Consider the following 19,689-nt stretch of genomic DNA (forward strand, 5'->3'; position numbering starts at 1 on the left):
GACGACGCCGAAGAAGCCCAAGGCCACTAACCCCGCCCCAGCACACGCTCACACCTCAGGCCACCAGGCTCGCCCTACGAGTGCGGTGTCACGAACGGCGACTTTTCAGACATACCCCAGGCCGACGACCATCGCACCCGGCCACGTATACGCAGGCCAGAGCCATACAGGCAGGGGCACGCCAACCGATGGACGCCCTAAAAGTCGCCAAACGTGATACCCAGGCCCCACAGCACACCGCCGAGACCCACTCAGCCCGCCCGACACCTGGTACAGGCAGTCGTAGGGTAGATGCCGCAGTCGTACCCCTAACCCCCCGAACACACGGGCTAACCTACGAACTCGAGCCGGAGGCGGGTGCTAGTGGTGCACACTGTGCCCCATGGCAGACGGGACCGCACGCGACCTCACCGGGCTCCTGGAGTCCATCGGCGGGCGCGACGGCCGGCTCGTCCACCTCCAGCGCACCCCGGCCCGCCCCGGCCGCCACGCCGACTGGCCCGACTGGGCGGACCCCGACCTTGTGGCCGCCTACCGCCGCCTGGGCGTCGAGCGCCCCTGGACGCACCAGGTCGCCGCCGCGCACTCCGCCCACGCCGGCCGCCACACGGTCCTGGCGACCGGCACCGGCTCAGGAAAGTCCCTGGCGGCCTGGCTACCGGCGCTCTCCGACGTCCTGACCGCCCAGTCCCCCGGCGCCGACTCGCGCATCTCCGCCCACACCCGGCGCCCCACCACCCTGTACCTCTCCCCCACCAAGGCGCTCGCCGCCGACCAGGCCGCCGCCCTGGCCCGGCTCGTCGGCGAGCTCGAGGCCGTCCAGCGCGAGGCCGGCACGCCCGCGGGCTCTCTGCGCACGGTGCGCGCCGGCACCTGCGACGGGGATACACCTTTGCCCGAGCGCGACTGGGTGCGCGCCCACGCAGACGTCGTCCTGACCAACCCCGACTTCCTTCACTTCTCGCTGCTGCCAGGCCACGAGCGCTGGACCCGCCTCCTGCGGGGCCTGCGCTATATCGTCATCGACGAGTGCCACGCCTACCGCGGAATCCTGGGGGCGCACGTTGCCCTCGTGCTGCGCCGCCTCCTGCGGCTCGTGGCGCGCCTGCGCCCGCACGACCCGCAGCCGGTCGTCCTGTGCGCCTCGGCGACGGCGGCCGAGCCGGCCCTCACCGCGGCCCGCCTCATCGGCGTCGAGCCCGACGACGTCGTGGCCGTCACCGAGGACGGCGCACCCGCCGGGGAGCGCACCCTGGCCCTGTGGCAGCCGGCCCTGCGCGACCCCTGGGTGCTGTCGGTCCCCAGCAACGGCGGTCCGGCACCCGTAGGCTCCCCGAGCCCCGCCGCACTCAACGGCACCAGCTCCTCCGCGAGCTCCCCGAGCCCCGACGCACCCCGGCCCACGAGCGCCGACGACGACAGCCTCCCCGCCCCCAGCATCACGACGCCCCCGCAGCACGTGTCGGGTACAGAGGCGACGCCAAAGGCCAGCCCAGCCGCCATCGCCTCCACCGCCCACGGCCGGCCTCCGGTCACGAGCGGCGCTACCCCGCCTGGCAGCGTCGAACCGGACTCGGGCGATCTGGGCGAGGACCCGTCGGCGCGGCGCAGCGCAGTCGTCGAGGCCGCCGAGCTGCTCGTGGACCTGTTGAGCGTGGGCGCCCGGGCGCTGGTGTTCGTGCGCTCGCGTCGCTCAGCGGAGGTCGTGGCCGAGCGGGCCCGCCACACGCTGGGGCTCTCGCTACCCGAGCTCGTCGGCACGGTGTCGGCCTACCGCGGCGGCTACCTGCCCGAGGAGCGCCGGGCCCTGGAGGCCGACCTGCGCTCGGGCCGGCTGCGGGCCCTGGCCACCACCAACGCCCTGGAGCTGGGCATCGACGTCACCGGACTGGACGCGGTCCTCATCGCCGGCTGGCCGGGCACGCGCGTCTCACTGGGTCAGCAGGCGGGCCGGGCCGGACGCGCCGGGACCCGCGGACTGGCCGTCCTCATCGCCTCCGACAACCCGCTGGACGCCTACCTGGTACACCACCCCGAGGCGGTCTTCGCCGCCCCCGAGGCCACGGTCTTCGACCCGGCCAACCCCTACGTGCTCGCGCCCCACCTGTGCGCCGCCGCCTCCGAGGCGCCCCTGCGGGCCCCGGACCTGGCCCTGTTCGGCCTGCCCGACGACGCCCTGCTGCGCGAGCTGGAGGGTCGGGGCGCGCTGCGGCGTCGGCCCACGGGCTGGTTCTGGAACGTCAACCTGCCCGGGCGGCCCCAGGACCTGACCTCCCTGCGCGGCGACGGGCCGCCCCAGGTGCCGGTCGTGGAGGCCGACACGGGCGTCGTCATCGGCACAGTCGACGGCGCGGCCGCCGACTCCACCGTCCACGAGGGCGCGGTCTACGTCCACCAGGGGCGCGTCTACGTGGTCGAGGAGCTGGCCGACGACGTCGCCCTCGTGCGGCGCAAGGCGGCGGTCGGCTACCGCACGCGGGCCCGGTCGCGCTCGAGCGTGCGCATCATCGCCGAACGCGAGCAGCAGGTCTGGGGCCAGCCGGGTCCGACGACGCCGGGCGGCTGCCGTGAGCCGTCGGCTCACAAGCTGGAAGAGCCGGCCGGTTCCGGCGGCGGCTCCAGCGCGGGTCCCGATCCGGCCAGTGACGGTCCCGGTCCGGCCGGCAGCGGGCAGGCGGGGTCGGCCTCCGGCGACGCCCCCGAGCCCCCGAGCACGACGGCGATCACCTGGTCCTTCGGCTCGGTGGAGGTCACCAGTCAGGTGACCGGCTACCAGCGGATGGCGCTGCCCGGTGGGGAGGTCGTCTCCCAGCACGCCCTGGAGATGGACGAGCACGTGCTGCCCACCGCCGCCGTGTGGTGGACGATCCCGCAGGAGGTCTGCGAGGCGGCGGGCCTGGAGCCCACCGACCTGCCCGGGGCTCTGCACGCCGCCGAGCACGCGAGCATCGGGATGCTGCCGCTGCTGGCCACCTGCGACCGCTGGGACATCGGCGGGCTGTCAACGGCGCTGCACCCGCAGACGGGGGCGCCCACGGTCTTCGTCCACGACGGGCACGCCGGCGGGGCGGGCTTCGCCGAGCGCGGCTACCGGGCCGGGCGCGACTGGCTGGAGGCGACGCTGGCAGTCATTGAGGGCTGCGGCTGCGCGAGCGGCTGCCCCTCCTGCGTGCAGTCGCCCAAGTGCGGCAACAACAACGAGCCCCTGGACAAGGCCGGGGCCGCCGTCCTGCTGCGGCTCCTGCTCGAGGCGGCGCCCCAGCACCCCTCAACCGCCGACCCCGCTCACCGAGAACTGTCCAGAACGGACGACTTTGACGCACCCTCCAGCCCAGTAACCAGAAGTAACTGAGCTTCGACCTGCTGCTTTGCGAGTCGCATTCCCCAGGAGCAGCGGCAAAGTCGTCCGAAACGGTCAATCCGGCCGCCAGACCTGACGCGACGTGAGGCCGCCCCATACGCGGGCATGAACCAGAATTCATAAGACGCTCTCCCTCATATTCTTGAGATGCTCGCCCTCACGCAACGTGAGACTGATACGTTCCCAGCATGTTCCTTCGATTACTGCGCACGCACCTGCGCCCCTACACGGGGCTGCTGGTGTGCGTCCTGGTGCTTCAGTTCGCTCAGGTGATGGCCTCCCTGTACCTCCCCACCCTCAACGCCGACATCATCGACAAGGGTGTGGCCACTGGGGACACCGGTTATATCTGGCGGATGGGCGCGTTCATGCTGGGGGTGAGCCTGGCCCAGGGCGTGTGCACGGTGGCGGCGACGTATCTGGCGGCGCGCGCGGCGATGAGCATGGGCCGGGACCTGCGCGGCGAGGTCTTCGACCGGGTCAGCGGCTTCTCGGAGCGGGAGATCTCCGCCTTCGGGGCAGGCTCGCTCATCACCCGCAACACCAATGACGTCCAGCAGGTCCAGATGCTGGTGATGATGAGCGCCACGATGCTGGTGACGGCGCCGGTCATGGCGGTGGGCGGCATCGTCATGGCAGTCACGCGCGCCCCGGGCCTGTCGTGGCTGATCGGGCTGTCGGTGCCGGTCCTGCTCGTGGCGGTGGGGCTCATCGTGGGCCGGATGCTGCCCCTGTTCCGCTCCTACCAGGACAAGCTCGACGCCATCAACCGGGTGATGCGCGAGCAGCTCACCGGCATCCGGGTCATCCGCGCCTTCGTGCGTGAGGAGGCCGAGACCGAGCGCTTCGGGGACGCCAACACCGATATCGCCCGGGTCGGCGAGAGGGTGGGGCAGCTCTTCGTCCTGCTGTTCCCGCTGGTGATGCTGGTACTGGACGTGACGATCGTCGGCGTCATCTGGTTCGGCGGCCACCGGGTCGGCGACGGCGACGTGGAGGTCGGCACCCTCATCGCCTTCATGTCCTACCTCATGCAGATCCTCATGGGCATCGTCATGGCGAGCTTCATGACGATCATGATCCCGCGCGCCGCCGTGTGCGCCGAACGCATCAGCGAGGTGCTGGCAACGGCGCCGACCATCACCCCCTCCCCCGACGCCGTCGACACCTTCCCGGCCCCCGGAACGGTTGAGATGCGGGACGTCACCTTCGTCTACCCCGACGCCGACGCCCGCGTCCTGGCGGAGGTGAGCTTCACCGTCCAGCCCGGCACGACGACGGCGATCGTCGGTTCGACGGCGTCGGGCAAGTCCACGGTGGTGCGGCTGCTGGCCCGGCTGCTTCAGGCCAGCAGCGGGCAGGTGCTCATCGGCGGCACCGACGTGCGCGAGGCTGACCCCGAGGCGCTGTGGGCCCAGATGGGGCTCGTGCCCCAGCAGCCCTTCCTGTTCGCCGGTACCGTGGCCTCCAACCTGCGCCTGGGGCGCGAGGAGGCCACCGACGACGAGCTGTGGCAGGCCCTTCAGGTCGCCCAGGCCAAGGACTTCGTCTCGAATATGGACGGGGGCCTTGAGGCGCCCATCGCCCAGGGCGGCACGAATGTCTCGGGTGGTCAGCGTCAGCGCCTGGCCATCGCCCGGGCCCTGGTGCGCCGGCCCTACATCCTCATCTTCGATGACTCCTTCTCGGCCCTGGACGTGTCCACCGACGCGCGGCTGCGCGAGGCCATGGGGCCAGCCACGGCCGGCATCACGAAGGTGATCGTGGCCCAGCGCGTCTCCACGATCACCGAGGCCGACCAGATCCTCGTCCTGGACGGCGGACACCTGGTGGGCAGCGGCACGCACACCGAGCTGCTAGCCACCTGCTCCGTCTACCGCGAGATCGTCACCTCCCAGCTCGGAGCGGAGGCCGCAGCATGAGCAGGAACGCGAGCAGCCACATGGGCAAAAACACCAGCGGGAACACCGGCAAGAGCGCCGGGAGCGGCGCGGGCACCACCGTCGGCCCCGACGAGCTCAGCGAGGAGGACCTCAAGCTGGCCGCTGAGGCGCAGGCCGCCTCGGGCGACAGGCACGCCGGGCCGCCTCCGGGCAAGGCCGAGGCCTTCTGGCCCTCCTTCAAGCGGATGGTCGGGCTGCTGGGCGCCTACCGGGTCTCGCTGGTGGTCGTGGCCCTGGCCGCCGTGGGAACGGTGGTGCTGGCTGTGGCGGCCCCCAAGGTGCTGGGGCAGGCCACCAACGTCATCTTCGAGGGCGTGGTCTCCACGATGCTGCCGGCCGGCACCACCAAGGCTCAGGCCGTCGAGGCCCTGCGGGCACGGGGGATGGATGACTTCGCGACGATGCTCTCGGCGATGGACGTCATTCCCGGCGCGGGCATCGACTACGCCCGCCTGGGGCGGATCCTGACGGTGGTGCTGGGCCTGTACGTGGGTTCGGCGGCCCTGAACTGGCTTCAGGGCTGGCTCATCAACCGCATCACCATCAAGGCCCTCTACCGGCTGCGCGCCCAGGTGGAGGACAAGGTCCACCGCCTGCCGCTGAGCTACTTCGACACCGTCCAGCGCGGTGAGCTGCTCAGTCGCCTGACCAACGACGTCGACAACGTCACCAACACCCTCCAGCAGTCCCTGTCCGGCGCCCTGACCGCGATCCTCACGGTGGTGGGCGTGCTGGGGATGATGTTCTCCATCTCCTGGAAGCTGGCGCTGGTGGCGCTCATCATGTTCCCGCTCATGGGCGTGGTCTTCGGGGTGATCGGGCCGCGCTCGCAGAAGGCCTTCACCCACCAGTGGGCGCGCACCGGCAAGATCAACACCCGGGTGGAGGAGTCCTTCTCCGGGCACGCCCTGGTGCAGGTCTACGGGCGCACGGACTCGGTGCGCGAGGCCTTCGCCGCCGAGAACGAGGAGCTGTTCCGGGCCTCGCTGCGCGCCCAGTTCCTCTCCGGGATCATGATGCCGATCATGCAGGTCATCGGGAACATCAACTATGTGGCCATTGCGGTGGTCGGCGGCGCCATGGTCGCCTCAGGGTCGCTGCGCCTGGGCGACGTGCAAGCCTTCATCCAGTACTCCCAGCAGTTCTCCCAGCCCCTGAGCCAGCTCGGTGGCATGGCCACGGCCGTGCAGTCCGGGACCGCGAGCGCCGAGCGGATCTTCGAGCTGCTCGACGCCGAGGAGGAGCGTCCCGACGACGTCGCCCCGAAGACCCCCGCAGGCACGGCCGACGCCTCGGGCGCAGCGGGCACCGCGACCGCCGATGCCGCTGGAGACGCCGCAGAGGCTGCGGATGCCGACTGGGCCGCCGGGGCCGGCCCCAGCGCCGCGGCGGCTTCGCCGAAGAGCCCGGCGGGTCCGGGCGTCATCGAGATGGAGCACGTGCGCTTCTCCTACAGCCCGGAGGTCGAGCTCATCCGGGACCTGTCGCTGCGGGTTGACCCCGGGCACACGGTCGCGATCGTGGGGCCCACGGGAGCGGGCAAGACCACGCTGGTCAACCTGCTCATGCGTTTCTACGAGCTTGACGGGGGGCGCATCCTCATCGACGGGCGCGACATCGCCACCATGACGCGCCACGACGTGCGGCGCCGCACCGGCATGGTCCTGCAGGACCCGTGGCTGTTCGCCGGCACGATCCGCGAGAACATCCGTTACGGGCGGCCCGGGGCCAGTGATGAGGAGGTCGAGGCCGCCGCGAGGGCGTGCTTCGTCGACCACATCATCAAGGCCCTGCCGCAGGGCTACGACACGGTTCTGGAGGAGGACGCCGCCAACATCTCCGCCGGCGAGCGCCAGCTGCTCACGATCGCGCGGGCCTTCGTGGCCAACCCGGCCGTGCTCATCCTCGATGAGGCCACCAGCAGCGTGGACACCCGCACTGAGCTGTTGGTCCAGCAGGCGATGAACGCGCTGCGCGAGGGCCGCACGAGCTTCATCATCGCCCACCGTCTGTCCACGATCCGCGATGCCGACACCATCCTGGTCATGGAGCACGGCGACATCGTCGAACAGGGCAACCACGACGAGCTCATCGCGGCCGGCGGCGCCTACGCGCGCCTCCACGCGGCCCAGTTCGCGGGCGGCGCCACCGTCGCCGTCGAGGACTGAGGCTGGGGCGCCCCAGCGCACCGTGTCGACACCCGGGTTCGGGCCGGTTCACGGCTTGGGTGGGGCATCGACGGGGCCGGCGCGGGCCTGGGCCGTGGCTTGGCGGGGGCGGCCAAGGATCGTCGTCGGGACGACGACGCTGACGGTGACGTCCTCGCCGGTCACGGAGCAGGAGCTCACCGAGGCGCCGTTGGCGGCGGCGACGCGCCCGGCCATGGCGCAGGGGTCGCCGGGGGCGATGACCGAGGACAGGACCGTGGCACCGGAGACGGCAGCGAGGTCGGCGGCGGCCCGGGCCCGGCCGGTGGCGCTCTGGGCCTGGATGAGGCCCGTGATGCCGAGCGCCGCCGCCAGCAGCACCGTGATGACGCCGAGCGCGTAGACGGTCCCCGAGCCGCGCTCGTTGCAGCCGGGGCGATTTCCCCAGGCACCCCGAGTGGCTGGTTGCCGCACAGTTCGTCCAGCCGGGCGGCTGAGCGGCCCGCCGGTCTGCCGACTCAAGGTCGCGAGCGCAGTCGCGGCGAAGGCCAGCAGGTCTGGCGGATCCGGAGTGTGGGCCGCCTGTCGAGTCCTGTCTCCACGGCGGCCCATGAAGTGCTCGGCTCGGTGAGCGAAGGCCAGCAACTCCGACAGAACCGGGGCGTGGGCCACCTGTCGGCTCTTGTCTCCACGGCGGCTCATGGACTGCTCGGTTCGGTGTAGGTGCAGGCGCGGGCGCGCGCCGTCAGACCCAGTCCGCCCAGGGGTCCGGGGACGGGGCGGGCGGCGGTGACGCAGGTGAGCTCACCCTGCTCGAGGTCGAGGCTCACCCCTTCGGCCACGTGCTGGGCGGCGCCGGCGTAGTCGCCCTGGCCGATGGCGGCCTGGCGGGCGGCGGTGCGGGCGGCGTCAGCCACCCGCAGCTGGGTGACGCCTGCGCTGACCGCCGCCAGCACCATCAGCAGGACGAGGACGACGGCGGGCAGTGACAGTGCCGTCTCGGCCGTCACCATCCCCTGCTCCCCTCGTCCGGTACACCCGTCCTGGCCGCCGACCCCACGATCTCGTCGGGGCCGGCGACCAGGTGAGGGGTGCGGTTCCGCGCGGCCGGAGGGCCGGCGGGATGCGGGACCCGGGCGGCGATGTCGGCCCACACCGGGTACCCGGGCCGCTCGGGGGCGAGCGCGCCCACCTGCTGCGATGACGCCGCACATCACACCGAGAGCGCCGACTCGATGATGGACTGCAACGCCCCGCTCAGGCTGCCCGAGCGCATGAGCGCCAGCAGCAGGCCGGCGAAGGCCGCGGCCGCCAAGGTGCCGATGGCGTACTCGGCGGTGGCCATGCCCTCCTCCTTGGTCGCCAGTCGCTGCAGGAGTGACGGCAGCGCTGACGCATCACCCGGGCGGGCCAGCATCACACTGGTGCGCAGAGCGCGCAGGGTGGTCCTGGTGGGTCTCCTCATGGTGGTTCTCCTCTGGTCGGTGGGGACCAGCGCACCGCTGCTCCCCAGCGGGCGCCGTGCCCGCACCATCAGCATCGGACCGCCCCGAGCCTGCGCGCTCGGGGGCTTGTCAGCCCTGTGGAGACCACCTGCAGTCCCAGCCCTGTGGACCCGGGGATCGCCCGTGCCCTGGCCGATCCGCCCGATCACGTAGAAGGCCCCCGCCAGGGCAGAACCGGGTAGGGGCCGCAGTACAGGTGGTTGGGGACGGCCCGCCCACAGCGGCGCCCGACGACGTCGAGCGCCTCAGCCCTCGATGAGCTCGCGGATCTCGGCGGCGGTCAGGGCCGCCGGGCTGAGCCCGCCCGGGCCCACCGCAGCACCCGTACCGCCCTCGCCGCCAGTCTCGACCTCACCGGCCCCCTCGACGACCCGGGCGAAGAGCTTGGCCTTCTTCTCCTTGAGGGCCATGACCTTCTCCTCGATGGTGTCGGCCGAGACGAGCCGGTAGACCATGACCGGCTTGTCCTGGCCGATCCGGTGGGTGCGGTCGATGGCCTGCTCCTCGGCCTGCGGGTTCCACCACGGGTCCAGCAGGAAGACGTAGTCGGCCTCGGTGAGCGTGAGCCCGAAGCCTCCGGCCTTGAGGGAGATGAGGAAGACGTCGGCCTGGCCGGTCCGGAAGGCGTCAATGACCTCCTGCCGGTTGGGGGTGGAGCCGTCCATGTAGGCGGTTCGCACACCGGTGGCCTCCAGGTGCTCGCGCACGCCGGAGAGGTAACGCGTGAACTGGGAGAAGACGAGGGCGCGGTGCCCCTCGGAGAGGATCGGCCCCAGGTACTCGACCAGCACCTCAACCTTGGCCGACGGGCTCGACCGCCGCCCCGGCCCCCCGCGGCCCGCTGCGGGGGCGGTGACCGCCTTGGCCTTCGCGGCCCTCGCGCCGCGGGCCACCCTCTTGCCGGAACCGCCCGTCCCGCCGGCCGCGTCCGCGGCTCCCTCAGTCCCGGCAGCGTCGATGTCCCCGGGCTCGGTCCCGTCCCCGCCGTCAACGAGCGCCGGATCGAGCGCCATCTGCCGCAGGGTGGTCAGCGCCTTGAGCGCGGTGAAGCGCGACTGGGCGGTGTCCTCCTCCAGCAGCCCAAGGATCCTCTGGCGCTCGCGGGCCAGGCGCTGGTCATAGGCCTTGCGGTGCTTGGCGCCCAGCTCGACGGCCAGGACCTGCTCGGTCTTGGCCGGCAGGTCCGCGGCCACCTGCTCCTTGGTGCGCCGCAGCAGGAAGGGCCGCATCCTGCGCCGCAGCCGCCCCAGCGCCTCAGCGTCCCCACGGTCGATCGGCTTGCGGTAGACCTGCCCGAAGCGCTCCGGGTCGGGCAGGAGCCCCGGCGCCGCAATGCTCATGAGCGCCCACAGGTCCATGAGCGAGTTCTCCAACGGCGTGCCCGTGATCGCGATGGTCGACGGCGACCGCAGCCGCCGCACGGCCTTGTAGGTGGCCGAGGTGTGGTTCTTGACGAACTGGGCCTCGTCGCACACCACCCAGGCCCAGTCCTGGGCGATGAACTCCTCCTCGCACAGGCGCGCGATCGTGTAGGAGGTGACGACGACGTCGCAGCCCTCCGCGATCTCCTTCAGGGTCTGCTCGCGCTTGGCGGCGGTCCGCCTCACGGCCCGCACCCGCAGCCCCGGGCAGAAGCGCTCGGCCTGCTCCACCCAGGAACCGACGACGGAGGTCGGCGCGATGACAAGCACCGGCCCGGTCCCCTCCGGCTCACCAGGCTCACCGGAGTCGGTCTGCTCGTCGGCCGGCTCGTCGGCCGGGCCGCCTGCCCCGTCCTGCGGGGCGCCCCCCGAGTCGGTTCCGGCGTCCTCACGTGCAGCCTCAGCGGCACGGCCAGCACGCTCAGCTCCGGCACCGGCGTCGACCGGCTCCCGCCCCTGGGCCTCCTCGCGCTGCTCGATGAGGCGCTGGACGGCGGCGAGCACCTGAACGGTCTTGCCCAGTCCCATGTCATCGGCCAGGACCCCGCCGAGACCCGCCTGGCGCAGGAAGTCCAGCCACCGGTAGCCCTCGAGCTGGTAGGGGCGCAGCGTCGCCCGCATCCCCTCGGGCACGGGCACCCCACCGGCCCCATCACCGGCACCCTCACCAGCGCCCGCGTCGTCAGCGGCCCCGCCGGACGACCCGGCCGCGGCCTCGGCGGCGCGCGATCGCTCCAGCAGCCGACCGACCCGCTCCTTCCAGCGGGCCGTGGCCCGCTCGATGACGCCGAGGGACTCCAGGACCTCGTAGTAGCCGGCGTGCAGGGCGCTGACCCGCAGCTCGCCCTGCGCCTGCGGGTCGGCCAGCTCGCGGCCCTCCTCCATGAGGCGGGCCAGGGCCTCGATCTCCGGGCGGTCGATGCTCACCCAGGTGCCCGACTCCAGGAGCACCTCGGGCTCCCCGGCGGCCACAGCCGCCATGAGCAGCGCCAGAGGGATCTCCTCTTCGCCCACGTGGACGCGCACGGACAGGGAGAACCAGTCGGGGCGGTCCTCGTCGTCACTGACACTGGTGGTGATGACCGGGGCGACGTCGGCCTCACGGTAGTCGGGGACGTCGTCGTCGACCTCGACGTCGAAGGCCTCCAGCTCGCGCAGGACCGGCAGCGTCTCAGTCATGAAACGGGCCGTGGCCATGCCGCGCAGGTCGAGGGGCTGCCAGAGGGCCGGGTGCTGGCCGGCCAGGGGCAGCAGGTGGTTGAGGACCTCGCGGGCCAGGCGGGTCTCGCCCTCCAGGTCTCGGCCGGCGGTCTCGCCCTCGATGCGGCCCTCGGCCGCCGCGGACAGGTCGGGCAGGCCGTGAGCGTGCCGGACCTCACCATCCTCGCTGACATAGCGGACGGACCACTCAGTGGTCAGATGGTGCTCGGCGGCGTCGACGTGGACCGCGAGCGCGGCGCGCAGCGTCGTGGGCCGGGGCATGCGGATGGAGGCGTCGGCGGACAGGACCGGCAGCGCCCGGGTGAGGGCCTCAAGGTGCTCGGTCTCGAAGCGCGCGACGTCCCCGGCCGGGATGGTGATGGCCTCGCCGTCGCCCAGCAGCACCCGGGAGAGGGCCTGGGTGGGGCGCGGCTCGAGAGGCATGAGAAGCAGCTCGCGCCCGGGCATCCACGTGTAGAAGCCGTGAACCGGGTCGCCGATCGGCATGAGGGAGAAGTTCAGGCGCAGTCCGGGGACCTGCAGGCGGCGCAGCTCCGCGACGTCGTCGAAGTCCAGGGCGGGGGTGATGGCGACGCCGCCGTCCTCCTGGCGGGTGAGGTGGACGCCGCCGCGCAGGCCCTCGGCGAGGTGGACGGGCATACCGCGGCGCTGAGCGGTGGTGAGGGTCAGGCCGGCCGCCACCCCGCGGCGCAGCACGTCCCAGACGCGGGCGGGCGCCGTCATCAGGGAGAGGCGGTCGTCGGCGTAGTAGAAGCCGTAGCCGCCGGCCATACCGGACAGCTCGCGCAGAACGCCCATGACGGTGGGGTCGACGTCGTCATCCAGGCCCCCGGCGGCGATCTGGCTCCAGGAGGCGCCCTGCCGGTTCCAGCCGCGCTTGCCCTCAATGAGCGGCAGCATGGACAGGCCGGCAGGAGTGCCCCACATGCTGCCGGGATCGTCGATGATCTCCAGGGCCATCCGACGGCGCGGGGCGCGCTCCACCCGCAGCAGGCCGGCCAGCCGGCTCTCCCAGAGGGAGACCTGGCCGGAGGAGGCGGCGTCGTCGGGCCCCTCCTCCGCCAGGGCGCGCGCGGTGATAAGCAGGGCGGCCACGTGCTTGCAGTTGCTGCCCACCGGGCACGAGCAGGTGCCGGCCCAGGACGCCGGGGCGCTACGGGAGCTGCGGGCGCCCTGCTTGCGGAAGGCCATGGTCTGGTAGGTGTGCGCGCCCGATCCCTTGGACTGGGCGGTGATGATGTCCCCGTCCCCGGCGACGCCGATGCCGCGCACCCGGCCCTTGCGCGCGTAGTCCAGACCGCGCAGAAAGGCCCGGTGGCCGACCCGACTGATGATCTGGTCATCAGTGAGCTCCACCGGCCAGTCGTCATACCGAATCGCGCGAGCCATGGTCCCAGGTTAAACGGGGGGTACGACACCTTCGGGCGTCATCCGGCCGCTGAGCACACGCCCAGCGCGAACGGCCCGGCCGCAGCCACGCGGTCAGGCGGGGCGGGCAAGAGGCGGGCCGCGGCCGGCCGAGAAGGCGAGCCGGCGACGAGCGGGCACCTCCCCCACGAGGAGGAGCCGGGTCGGGCCCGGATCTCGCACCCCAGAGGGATCACATTCCGATGTCGGCGCGTTGTACTGGATTCATGAACGCGATGCTGATCTGTGAAGAGCTGTTCCTGCTGCTGACCAAGGACTCCGGGAAGCCGGAGAGCCGCATGACGTACCCGGCCTACGGGCTCACCGGCGCACTGCTCACCGACCTGCTGCTGGCCGGCCGCATCGGCCTGACCGAGGAGCGCAGCCCCCGCATCTACATCGTCAGCTCCGAGCCGACCGGGCACCCCGTCCTGGACCGGGCCCTGGAGATCCTGCCTGCCAAGGACGGCAAGCGATTCTCCTCCCTGGTGTCCTGGGGCAGGCTCAACCCCACCCGCCACATCGCCGAGTCCTTGGAGGCGGCCGGGGTGGTGCGCATCTACACCGGCGGGCTGTTCGGATCGCTGAACCCCAGCTACCCCACGCTCGACCCCGTCCCCGAGCGGCACCTGCGCGCACGCATCGACGCCACCCTGCGCGGGGTGCAGCCACCGACCGCCTCTGATGTCGCCCTGCTGTCGATCCTGCAGGCGCTCAGGGTCGCACCGACCATCCTGCCGCAGCAGGAGACCGGTCTCAGCCGCGGGGAGCTCAAGCGCCGGATCCAGGAGATCTCGGGGGAGAGCCCCGTGGGGCGTGCGGTGCAGCGGGCCGTGGAGGCCGTGACGATGGCCATCGTGGCAGCCGCGAGCGCCGGGGCAGCGGCCTCGTCCAGCTGATTCGGGGCCGCCCCTCCGGGCCCGTCCCGGCCCCGTCGGCGGGTAGCGTCATTCATCTCCGAGGGCCCGCAGCAGCAGATCCTGCTCGACGTCGGACAATGGCTCGGACAATGGCTCGGTCTCATCATCCCCGGTCGTAAAGGCGATCCCGGCGAGGACCGCCCCCAGGACCAGCCGGGCTCCGGCATGAGGATCCAGGTCGACGGCGCCCTCACCGCGCGCCAGGGCCTGATCCCGAATCTGCTCCAGGTGAGAGCGAGTGGCGGCGAGGAGCTCCCCGAGGAGCAGCTCCTTGAGCTCCGGATCCTGCGGCAGCTCGCCCAGAAGAGACAGCACCGCCTGACCTGTGGGCCCCGACAGCGCCCGGTTCTTGTGGGCGATGAAGGCCTGCAGGTCCCCTCGCAACGAACCAGTATCGAAGGTCTTGGCCGCGGCGGCGCCGGAGCCCACAGCCTCGTCGGCCACGCCGGTCTCGATCATGCGCCTGGCCGAGGCCAGGACGAGCTCGCGCTTGGTAGGCCACCGGCGGTAGAGGGTGGCGGTGGAGACGCCCGCGCGCCGGGCCACGGCCGCCGTCGTCAGCGCGGCGTAACCGCTCTCGGCCAGGAGATCACGCACGGCCAGCATGATCGCCGGCCCCAGAGCGGCGTCAACCGGCCGCCCCGGAGTGCGCCTGCCCCTCGGTGCCTGTGAACCGACTGCGTTCATGGGGAGATGGTACCGACCAATAGTGAAACTGATTGACTTCGTTTCCCAGGGCTGTCAGGCTACGCCCATGCGATCCTCGGAAACGCGCTCCATCAACGACTTCGATTCCACCATCGACCTGAGCGGCATCCCGGTCGACACCAGCAGCCCCGTCATGGTCACCGGCGCCACCGGCTACCTGGGCAGCTGGGTCACCAAGGGCCTGCTCGACGCCGGCATCACCGTCCGTGCCGCCGTGCGCGACCCCCAGAGCACGAACAAGGTGGCCCACCTGAACCGCATGGCCGAGCAGACACCGGGTACTCTGCGTCTCTTCGCCGGCGACCTGCTCCAGCCCGGCTCCTACGACGAGGCGATGGAGGGCTGCGCGATCGTCATTCACACCGCCTCGCCCATTCTGCACTCGACGGACGACCCACAGCACGACCTGATCGAGCCGGCCCTGGAGGGAACCCGTAACGTGCTGGCCGGAGTCGAGCGCACGCCGTCGGTCACGCGGGTGGTCCTCACCAGCTCGATCGTGGCTATGTACGGCGACGCCGTCGACATCGAGGGCTACCCGGGGCGAGTCCTGACCGAGACCTGCTGGAACACCACCTCCTCCGCCGGCCACCAACCCTATCCCTACTCCAAGACCCTCGCGGAGAAGGAGGCGTGGCGGCTGGCCGCCGAGCAGAGGCGATGGAACCTGGTGACCATCAACCCGGCCATGATCGTTGGTCCCGCCCTGGGGAGCGCACCCACCAGTGAGAGCTTCTCGACCGCGCGGATGCTCATCGACGGCACTGCTCGCCTCGGTGCGCCACGCCTGGGAATCAGCGCCGTCGATGTCCGCGAGGTGGCCCAGGCGCATATTGCCGCCGCTTTCCTGCCTGAGGCCCGCGGGCGCTACATCGTCTCCGCTGAGGACACCGATCTGTTGGCCCTCGCCGGGAGACTGCTGCCGCGCTTCGGGCGGTCTTTTCCTCTGCCGCGGCGGGCCCTGCCCGGACCGGTGCTCCTGGCGATGGCACCCAGGGTCGGGCTGACACGTGCCTATGTGCGACGCAACGTGGGCTACACGGTCCGCGCCGACGCCTCGCGGAGTCGGCACGAGCTGGGCACCCGCTACCGGCCGGTGCAGGCGTCGCTGGAGGAGATGGTCGAGCAGATGCTCGGCCAACGGGGATAGGCATCCGCTTGCCCGCCGCCGGAGGCCGTCACTCTCCGCGGGGCCGACGACGTCGGGCCGCCCGGGAGGTGGCGCCGTGTCTGCGCACGTGGTGCCAGCGCTCGCGCCACAGGGCGTGCTCCTGCTCGATCTCGGCCAGGCGCGCGGCCAGGCGGTGGGACTCCTCCAGCGACAGGCCCCGGGCGTGCATCCCCAGCTCGGCCAGACGCGCCATCGCCGGTGTCGCCTGCTCGCGCAGGTCGGGCAGGCCCACCAGGTCGGGCTGCGCCGGCCGCCTCACTTCTGTCGCCGGGGTGCGCTCCGTCGCCGGCAGCCTGATGCCGCTGGGCGGCGACGCCGGTCGGCGCGGCTCCGAGACCTGCTCGCCGACCGGGACCGTGGCCTCCTCGGGAGTGCGTCCGTCGGGGGCGGCCGGCCCCTGGACCACGCGCATCACCTCGTTGGCCGGAACGTGGTCGCTCCGGTGGCCCAGCGCCAGCCCGGCGGCCGGCAGGACGAGCACCGACAGCACCCCGGCCAGCACGAGCGTGGAGGCGAAGGAGGTCGACATGGCCCCGGCGCTGACCGCCACCTGGGTGACGGCCACGATGATGGGCAGGGCCGTCGTCGAGTAGACGGCGATCTGGAGGCTCTGGCGCATTGAGTAGGCGCGCGAGCCGTCCCTGCGGCGCTCCGCCCGGGAGGCCAGCCACACCGGCACGCCCCGCACGAGCACCAGCAGCACGAAGAAGGCCAGCAGGTTGACCAGGTCCCCGCCGTTGAGCCTGGCCTCGATGCCCATACCGGAGGTGACGAAGAAGATCGGGACGAAGAACCCGTAGGCCAGCCCGTCGAGCTTCTCCTCGAACTCGGCGTCGCCCTCGGGCAGGGCGTGACGCAGGACGAAGCCGGCGGCGAAGGCCCCCAGGATGACGTCGAGGTCGAAGATGGCGGCGATGGCGCACAGCCCCACCAGGAGCAGGACGGTGGCGCGGATGGTGGTCTGGGCCGTCGTCGAGGCCCCCAGGTGGATGGCCTCGACCAGGCGGCGCCCCACGCGCTTGACGCGGCTGGTGAAGCGGACGATGAGCAGGGTGATGAGGAGGAAGACACCCAGAATCACCATGCTCGCCCAGGTGGAGCGTGAACCCAGCAGCAGCGCCATGACGATGACCGGCCCCACCTCGCCGACGGCGCCGTGGTTGAGGATCGAGGCGCCCACCGCCGTGGGCAGCAGGCCCCGGTCGCGCAGGATCGGCAGGATCGTGCCGATGGCCGTGGAGGTCATGGCGGTGGCGATGGCGATGCCGTTGGCCGACGCCGCCCCTCCGGTCACCCCGATGACGCTGACCGCGCCGAAGGCCAGCCCCAGCGAGAGCAGCCAGGCGACGGCGGCGTGGCGCCCGCCCGCCCCGCGCAGCTCGTTGACGTCGATCTCGTAGCCGGCCATGAGGAAGAGGAAGGCGACGCCGAGCTCGCGCAGCAGCTCGATCGAGGAGTCCTCGACGGCCAGCCCCAGGCCGTGGGGGCCGATGAGCATTCCGCCCAGGATGAGCAGGACGACCTCGGGCACGAGCCGCTTGGGAATGGTCCAGGAGACCAGCGGCGCCATGAAGGCCACCGCGACGATGAGCAGCAGGGAGGTGAAGACCTCGGCCATATCGTCTCCTTGTCTCCAGTCGGGTGCGGGGATGCGGGCAGTGCGGGGCGCGGGGCCAGGCCCGGCGCAGGTCCGCACGAGCCAGTCAGACTACCCCGACCTCGGCCGGCCGGGCCCGTCATCGGGGCTACCGGGCGCGCGAACCGCCACAAGGCGTCACAATGGAAGCATGCTCATGCCGTACTCCCCCTCCGCCGAACCACTCACGCGCCTGGCCGATGGGACGGTCAAGCAGATCAGCCCCTTCACCGGCACCGAGGTGTGGACCGTGCCGGGCCGCGCCAACCGGCCCATCTCGCACCCGGTGGCGGAGGTCCGCCCGCTGGAGGAGGCCGACCGCACCCACAGCTGCGCCTTCTGCGCGGCGCGCTACCTGGATACGCCCCCGGAGAAGGCACGCATCGTGCGCGGGGCCGACGGCGGTTTTGAGCGCCTCGACGCCGTCGCCGCCTCCGCCCTGTTCGACACGGTGGCCGAGTTCCGGCGGGTGCCCAACCTCTTCGAGATCCTCTCCTTCGACTACTGGCACATCAACCACGGCTACGAGATCCCCGACGCCGCCCGCGAACGCATGGAGGCCTACCTGGCTGACCCGGCCGGCGTCGAGCACGTGGAGCGGGTGGCGCGCACCAAGCTGGCGGCCGCGGGCGCGGACCCGGCCTCCTGGGACACCATGAGCGAGCGGGACCGCCGCACCTTCCTGGCGGCCTTCTTCGCCGGGGGGCACGACGTCATCATCGGTCGGCGCCACTTCACCGACGACGCTCTCGACACCACGGGCCTGGCCGGCTCGGGGACGCTGAGCGTGGCCGAGCACCGCGCCTACACGCACCTGGCGATCCACGCGATGCACAGCCTGTACGAGGCCAACCGGTGGGTGCGCTACGTGGCCGTGTTCCAGAACTGGCTGCGGCCGGCCGGGGCGAGCTTCGACCACCTGCACAAGCAGCTGGTGGGCATCGACGAGCGCGGGGTGACCAGTCAGCTGGAGCTGCAGAAGGTGCGAGTCAACCCCAACCTGTACAACGAGATGGCGGTGGACTACGCCGCCTACCAGGGCCTGCTGGTGGCGAGCAACGAGCACGCGGTGGCCTTCGCCGGGTTCGGGCACCGCTACCCGACGCTGGAGGTGTACTCGACGTCGGCCATGCCCGAGCCGTGGCTCATGAGCCGCGAGGAGGTCGACGCCGTCTCCGACCTGGTGCACGCCCTGCACGCGGCCACGGGCGCGGACGTGCCCAGCAACGAGGAGTGGCACCACAAGCCGCTCGACGTGGATCAGCCCATGCCTTGGCACATCACGCTCAAGTGGCGGGTCTCCACCCTGGCCGGTTTCGAGGGCGGCACGAAGATCTACCTCAACACCATTGACCCGTGGACGCTGCGCGACCGCGTGGTGGCGCGCCTGGAGGATCTGCGGGCCGACCGGCTCATCGCGCCGATGGCGGTGGGCGAGGAGTGCCCGACGGCGCCCAACCGGCTCCTGTACAACCCGGTCCTCACCGCCCGGCCGTAGGAGCTGACGTGCTCAATGACGAGAGCCGACCGAGTCAGGGAGCGCGGGAGTTTACGTGGCCGGACTACATCGGCTGGGGGTGGATGATCGTCCAGCAGCGGATGGAGGCCGACTGGACCGGTTTATGGGACTACGCGATGCCGAATCCGAAGGCGTCGGAGGAGACCGTGGCCCGCACCGAAGCCCAGCTGGGCTTCCGCCTACCGGAGTCTTACCGAGGTTTTCTCCTGGCGGCTGATGGCTGGCCCTACTTCTTCCAGGACATGACGATCTTCTCCACCTCCGACCTGTTGGGTGGTGACCTACACAAGGCCGGGCAGATTCAGCTCGAGTTGGAGGAGTGCGTCGAGGCCATGGCCGCCGGAGGCGTCGTCGCCGCCGACCACTTCCCCGTCGTCGCCTCCCAAGAATCTATTGAGATCGCCCTCATGGGGCGGCCCGGCACTCCGGCGGAGGGGACCGTCTCCTGGGTACGCGGCGAAGTGATGCAGCGCTATGACGACTTCTTGGACTACTACCTGTCCATGATGGAGCTCAACAAACTCGACACCGCCGATATCCGCGAAAAGGATGGCCCCAAGCCCGAGGGAATCCCCCACGCCATCATCGACCGCCCCGGCAGCCCGCCGGTCTTCGAGGACGCCCGCCGCGACGACCTGTAACGGTGTGTAACCGAACCTGCTATGAGAGCCAAGTGCAGGGCGGGGCCGACGCAACGCCGGCCTCGCCCAAGCGCCCACACCGTGCACGT

Annotated in this window: 13 protein-coding genes; 7 read left to right on the top strand and 6 right to left on the bottom strand. The window is 71.7% G+C overall.

Features of this window, described 5'->3' with window-relative positions; genetic code table 11:
- Positions 1-382 precede the first annotated feature (382 nt).
- The 3 genes from HMPREF2883_RS04840 (at position 383) to HMPREF2883_RS04850 (ending at position 7,472) form a co-directional block, all read left to right on the top strand.
- Positions 383-3,352, top strand: coding sequence for a DEAD/DEAH box helicase (locus tag HMPREF2883_RS04840; RefSeq protein ID WP_070659270.1), 2,970 nt, complete (start codon positions 383-385; stop codon positions 3,350-3,352).
- A gap of 197 nt (positions 3,353-3,549) precedes the next feature.
- Positions 3,550-5,283, top strand: a complete 1,734-nt coding sequence (locus tag HMPREF2883_RS04845; RefSeq protein ID WP_070659271.1) for an ABC transporter ATP-binding protein — start codon at positions 3,550-3,552, stop codon at positions 5,281-5,283.
- On the top strand, positions 5,280-7,472 hold the full coding sequence (locus HMPREF2883_RS04850) for an ABC transporter ATP-binding protein (RefSeq protein ID WP_070659273.1): 2,193 nt from the start codon (positions 5,280-5,282) through the stop codon (positions 7,470-7,472). The genes HMPREF2883_RS04845 and HMPREF2883_RS04850 overlap by 4 nt, the downstream gene beginning before the upstream one ends.
- 48 nt (positions 7,473-7,520) lie before the next feature.
- Here HMPREF2883_RS04850 and HMPREF2883_RS04855 read toward each other — a convergent pair whose 3' ends face one another.
- From HMPREF2883_RS04855 to HMPREF2883_RS04870, 4 genes are all read right to left on the bottom strand, one after another.
- Complete coding sequence (locus HMPREF2883_RS04855) at positions 7,521-7,925, bottom strand: Rv3654c family TadE-like protein (protein WP_070659309.1); 405 nt, start codon at positions 7,923-7,925, stop codon at positions 7,521-7,523.
- A gap of 224 nt (positions 7,926-8,149) precedes the next feature.
- Positions 8,150-8,464: a TadE family type IV pilus minor pilin gene (locus HMPREF2883_RS04860; RefSeq protein WP_070659275.1), complete on the bottom strand. Its 315-nt coding sequence runs from the start codon at positions 8,462-8,464 to the stop codon at positions 8,150-8,152.
- 200 nt (positions 8,465-8,664) lie between these two features.
- Positions 8,665-8,916 carry a DUF4244 domain-containing protein gene (locus tag HMPREF2883_RS04865; protein WP_081381678.1) on the bottom strand — a complete coding sequence of 84 codons (252 nt, stop codon included), beginning with the start codon at positions 8,914-8,916 and terminating at the stop codon, positions 8,665-8,667.
- Positions 8,917-9,201: 285 nt separating this feature from the next.
- Entirely contained in the window at positions 9,202-12,987 is a 3,786-nt protein-coding gene (locus HMPREF2883_RS04870; protein WP_070659276.1) for a DEAD/DEAH box helicase, read from the bottom strand.
- A gap of 254 nt (positions 12,988-13,241) precedes the next feature.
- Here HMPREF2883_RS04870 and HMPREF2883_RS04875 point away from each other — a divergent pair, with 254 nt between their 5' ends.
- A complete protein-coding gene (locus HMPREF2883_RS04875) occupies positions 13,242-13,904 on the top strand; it encodes a GOLPH3/VPS74 family protein (protein WP_070659277.1) in 663 nt (220 codons plus the stop codon).
- A gap of 48 nt (positions 13,905-13,952) precedes the next feature.
- Here the strand turns inward: HMPREF2883_RS04875 and HMPREF2883_RS04880 are convergent, their stop codons facing one another.
- Positions 13,953-14,612 carry a TetR/AcrR family transcriptional regulator gene (locus tag HMPREF2883_RS04880; protein ID WP_141759032.1) on the bottom strand — a complete coding sequence of 220 codons (660 nt, stop codon included), beginning with the start codon at positions 14,610-14,612 and terminating at the stop codon, positions 13,953-13,955.
- A gap of 67 nt (positions 14,613-14,679) precedes the next feature.
- Here HMPREF2883_RS04880 and HMPREF2883_RS04885 point away from each other — a divergent pair, with 67 nt between their 5' ends.
- On the top strand, positions 14,680-15,783 hold the full coding sequence (locus HMPREF2883_RS04885; protein WP_070659281.1) for an NAD-dependent epimerase/dehydratase family protein: 1,104 nt from the start codon (positions 14,680-14,682) through the stop codon (positions 15,781-15,783).
- A gap of 28 nt (positions 15,784-15,811) precedes the next feature.
- Here the strand turns inward: HMPREF2883_RS04885 and HMPREF2883_RS04890 are convergent, their stop codons facing one another.
- On the bottom strand, positions 15,812-17,422 hold the full coding sequence (locus HMPREF2883_RS04890) for a cation:proton antiporter (protein WP_070659284.1): 1,611 nt from the start codon (positions 17,420-17,422) through the stop codon (positions 15,812-15,814).
- Between the two features lie 169 nt (positions 17,423-17,591).
- Between HMPREF2883_RS04890 and HMPREF2883_RS04895 the strand changes: the two genes are divergently transcribed.
- A complete protein-coding gene (locus HMPREF2883_RS04895; RefSeq protein WP_070659286.1) occupies positions 17,592-18,938 on the top strand; it encodes a DUF4921 family protein in 1,347 nt (448 codons plus the stop codon).
- 8 nt (positions 18,939-18,946) lie between these two features.
- Entirely contained in the window at positions 18,947-19,600 is a 654-nt protein-coding gene (locus HMPREF2883_RS04900; RefSeq protein WP_070659288.1) for an SMI1/KNR4 family protein, read from the top strand.
- Positions 19,601-19,689 lie beyond the last annotated feature (89 nt).

Origin of the sequence: Actinomyces sp. HMSC075C01 (assembly GCF_001812965.1) — a bacterium.
Taxonomy (GTDB): Bacteria; Actinomycetota; Actinomycetes; order Actinomycetales; family Actinomycetaceae; genus Actinomyces; species Actinomyces acetigenes.

Excerpts from the sequence above, each read along its gene's own strand:
- HMPREF2883_RS04865 (WP_081381678.1), bottom strand. The coding sequence starts at position 8,916 with ATGAGGAGACCCACCAGGACCACCCTGCGCGCTCTGCGCACCAGTGTG.
- HMPREF2883_RS04845 (WP_070659271.1), top strand. The coding sequence starts at position 3,550 with ATGTTCCTTCGATTACTGCGCACGCACCTGCGCCCCTACACGGGGCTG.
- HMPREF2883_RS04860 (WP_070659275.1), bottom strand. The coding sequence starts at position 8,464 with ATGGTGACGGCCGAGACGGCACTGTCACTGCCCGCCGTCGTCCTCGTC.
- HMPREF2883_RS04840 (WP_070659270.1), top strand. The coding sequence starts at position 383 with ATGGCAGACGGGACCGCACGCGACCTCACCGGGCTCCTGGAGTCCATC.
- HMPREF2883_RS04885 (WP_070659281.1), top strand. The coding sequence starts at position 14,680 with ATGCGATCCTCGGAAACGCGCTCCATCAACGACTTCGATTCCACCATC.
- HMPREF2883_RS04875 (WP_070659277.1), top strand. The coding sequence starts at position 13,242 with ATGCTGATCTGTGAAGAGCTGTTCCTGCTGCTGACCAAGGACTCCGGG.
- HMPREF2883_RS04895 (WP_070659286.1), top strand. The coding sequence starts at position 17,592 with ATGCTCATGCCGTACTCCCCCTCCGCCGAACCACTCACGCGCCTGGCC.
- HMPREF2883_RS04880 (WP_141759032.1), bottom strand. The coding sequence starts at position 14,612 with ATGAACGCAGTCGGTTCACAGGCACCGAGGGGCAGGCGCACTCCGGGG.
- HMPREF2883_RS04890 (WP_070659284.1), bottom strand. The coding sequence starts at position 17,422 with ATGGCCGAGGTCTTCACCTCCCTGCTGCTCATCGTCGCGGTGGCCTTC.
- HMPREF2883_RS04850 (WP_070659273.1), top strand. The coding sequence starts at position 5,280 with ATGAGCAGGAACGCGAGCAGCCACATGGGCAAAAACACCAGCGGGAAC.
- HMPREF2883_RS04870 (WP_070659276.1), bottom strand. The coding sequence starts at position 12,987 with ATGGCTCGCGCGATTCGGTATGACGACTGGCCGGTGGAGCTCACTGAT.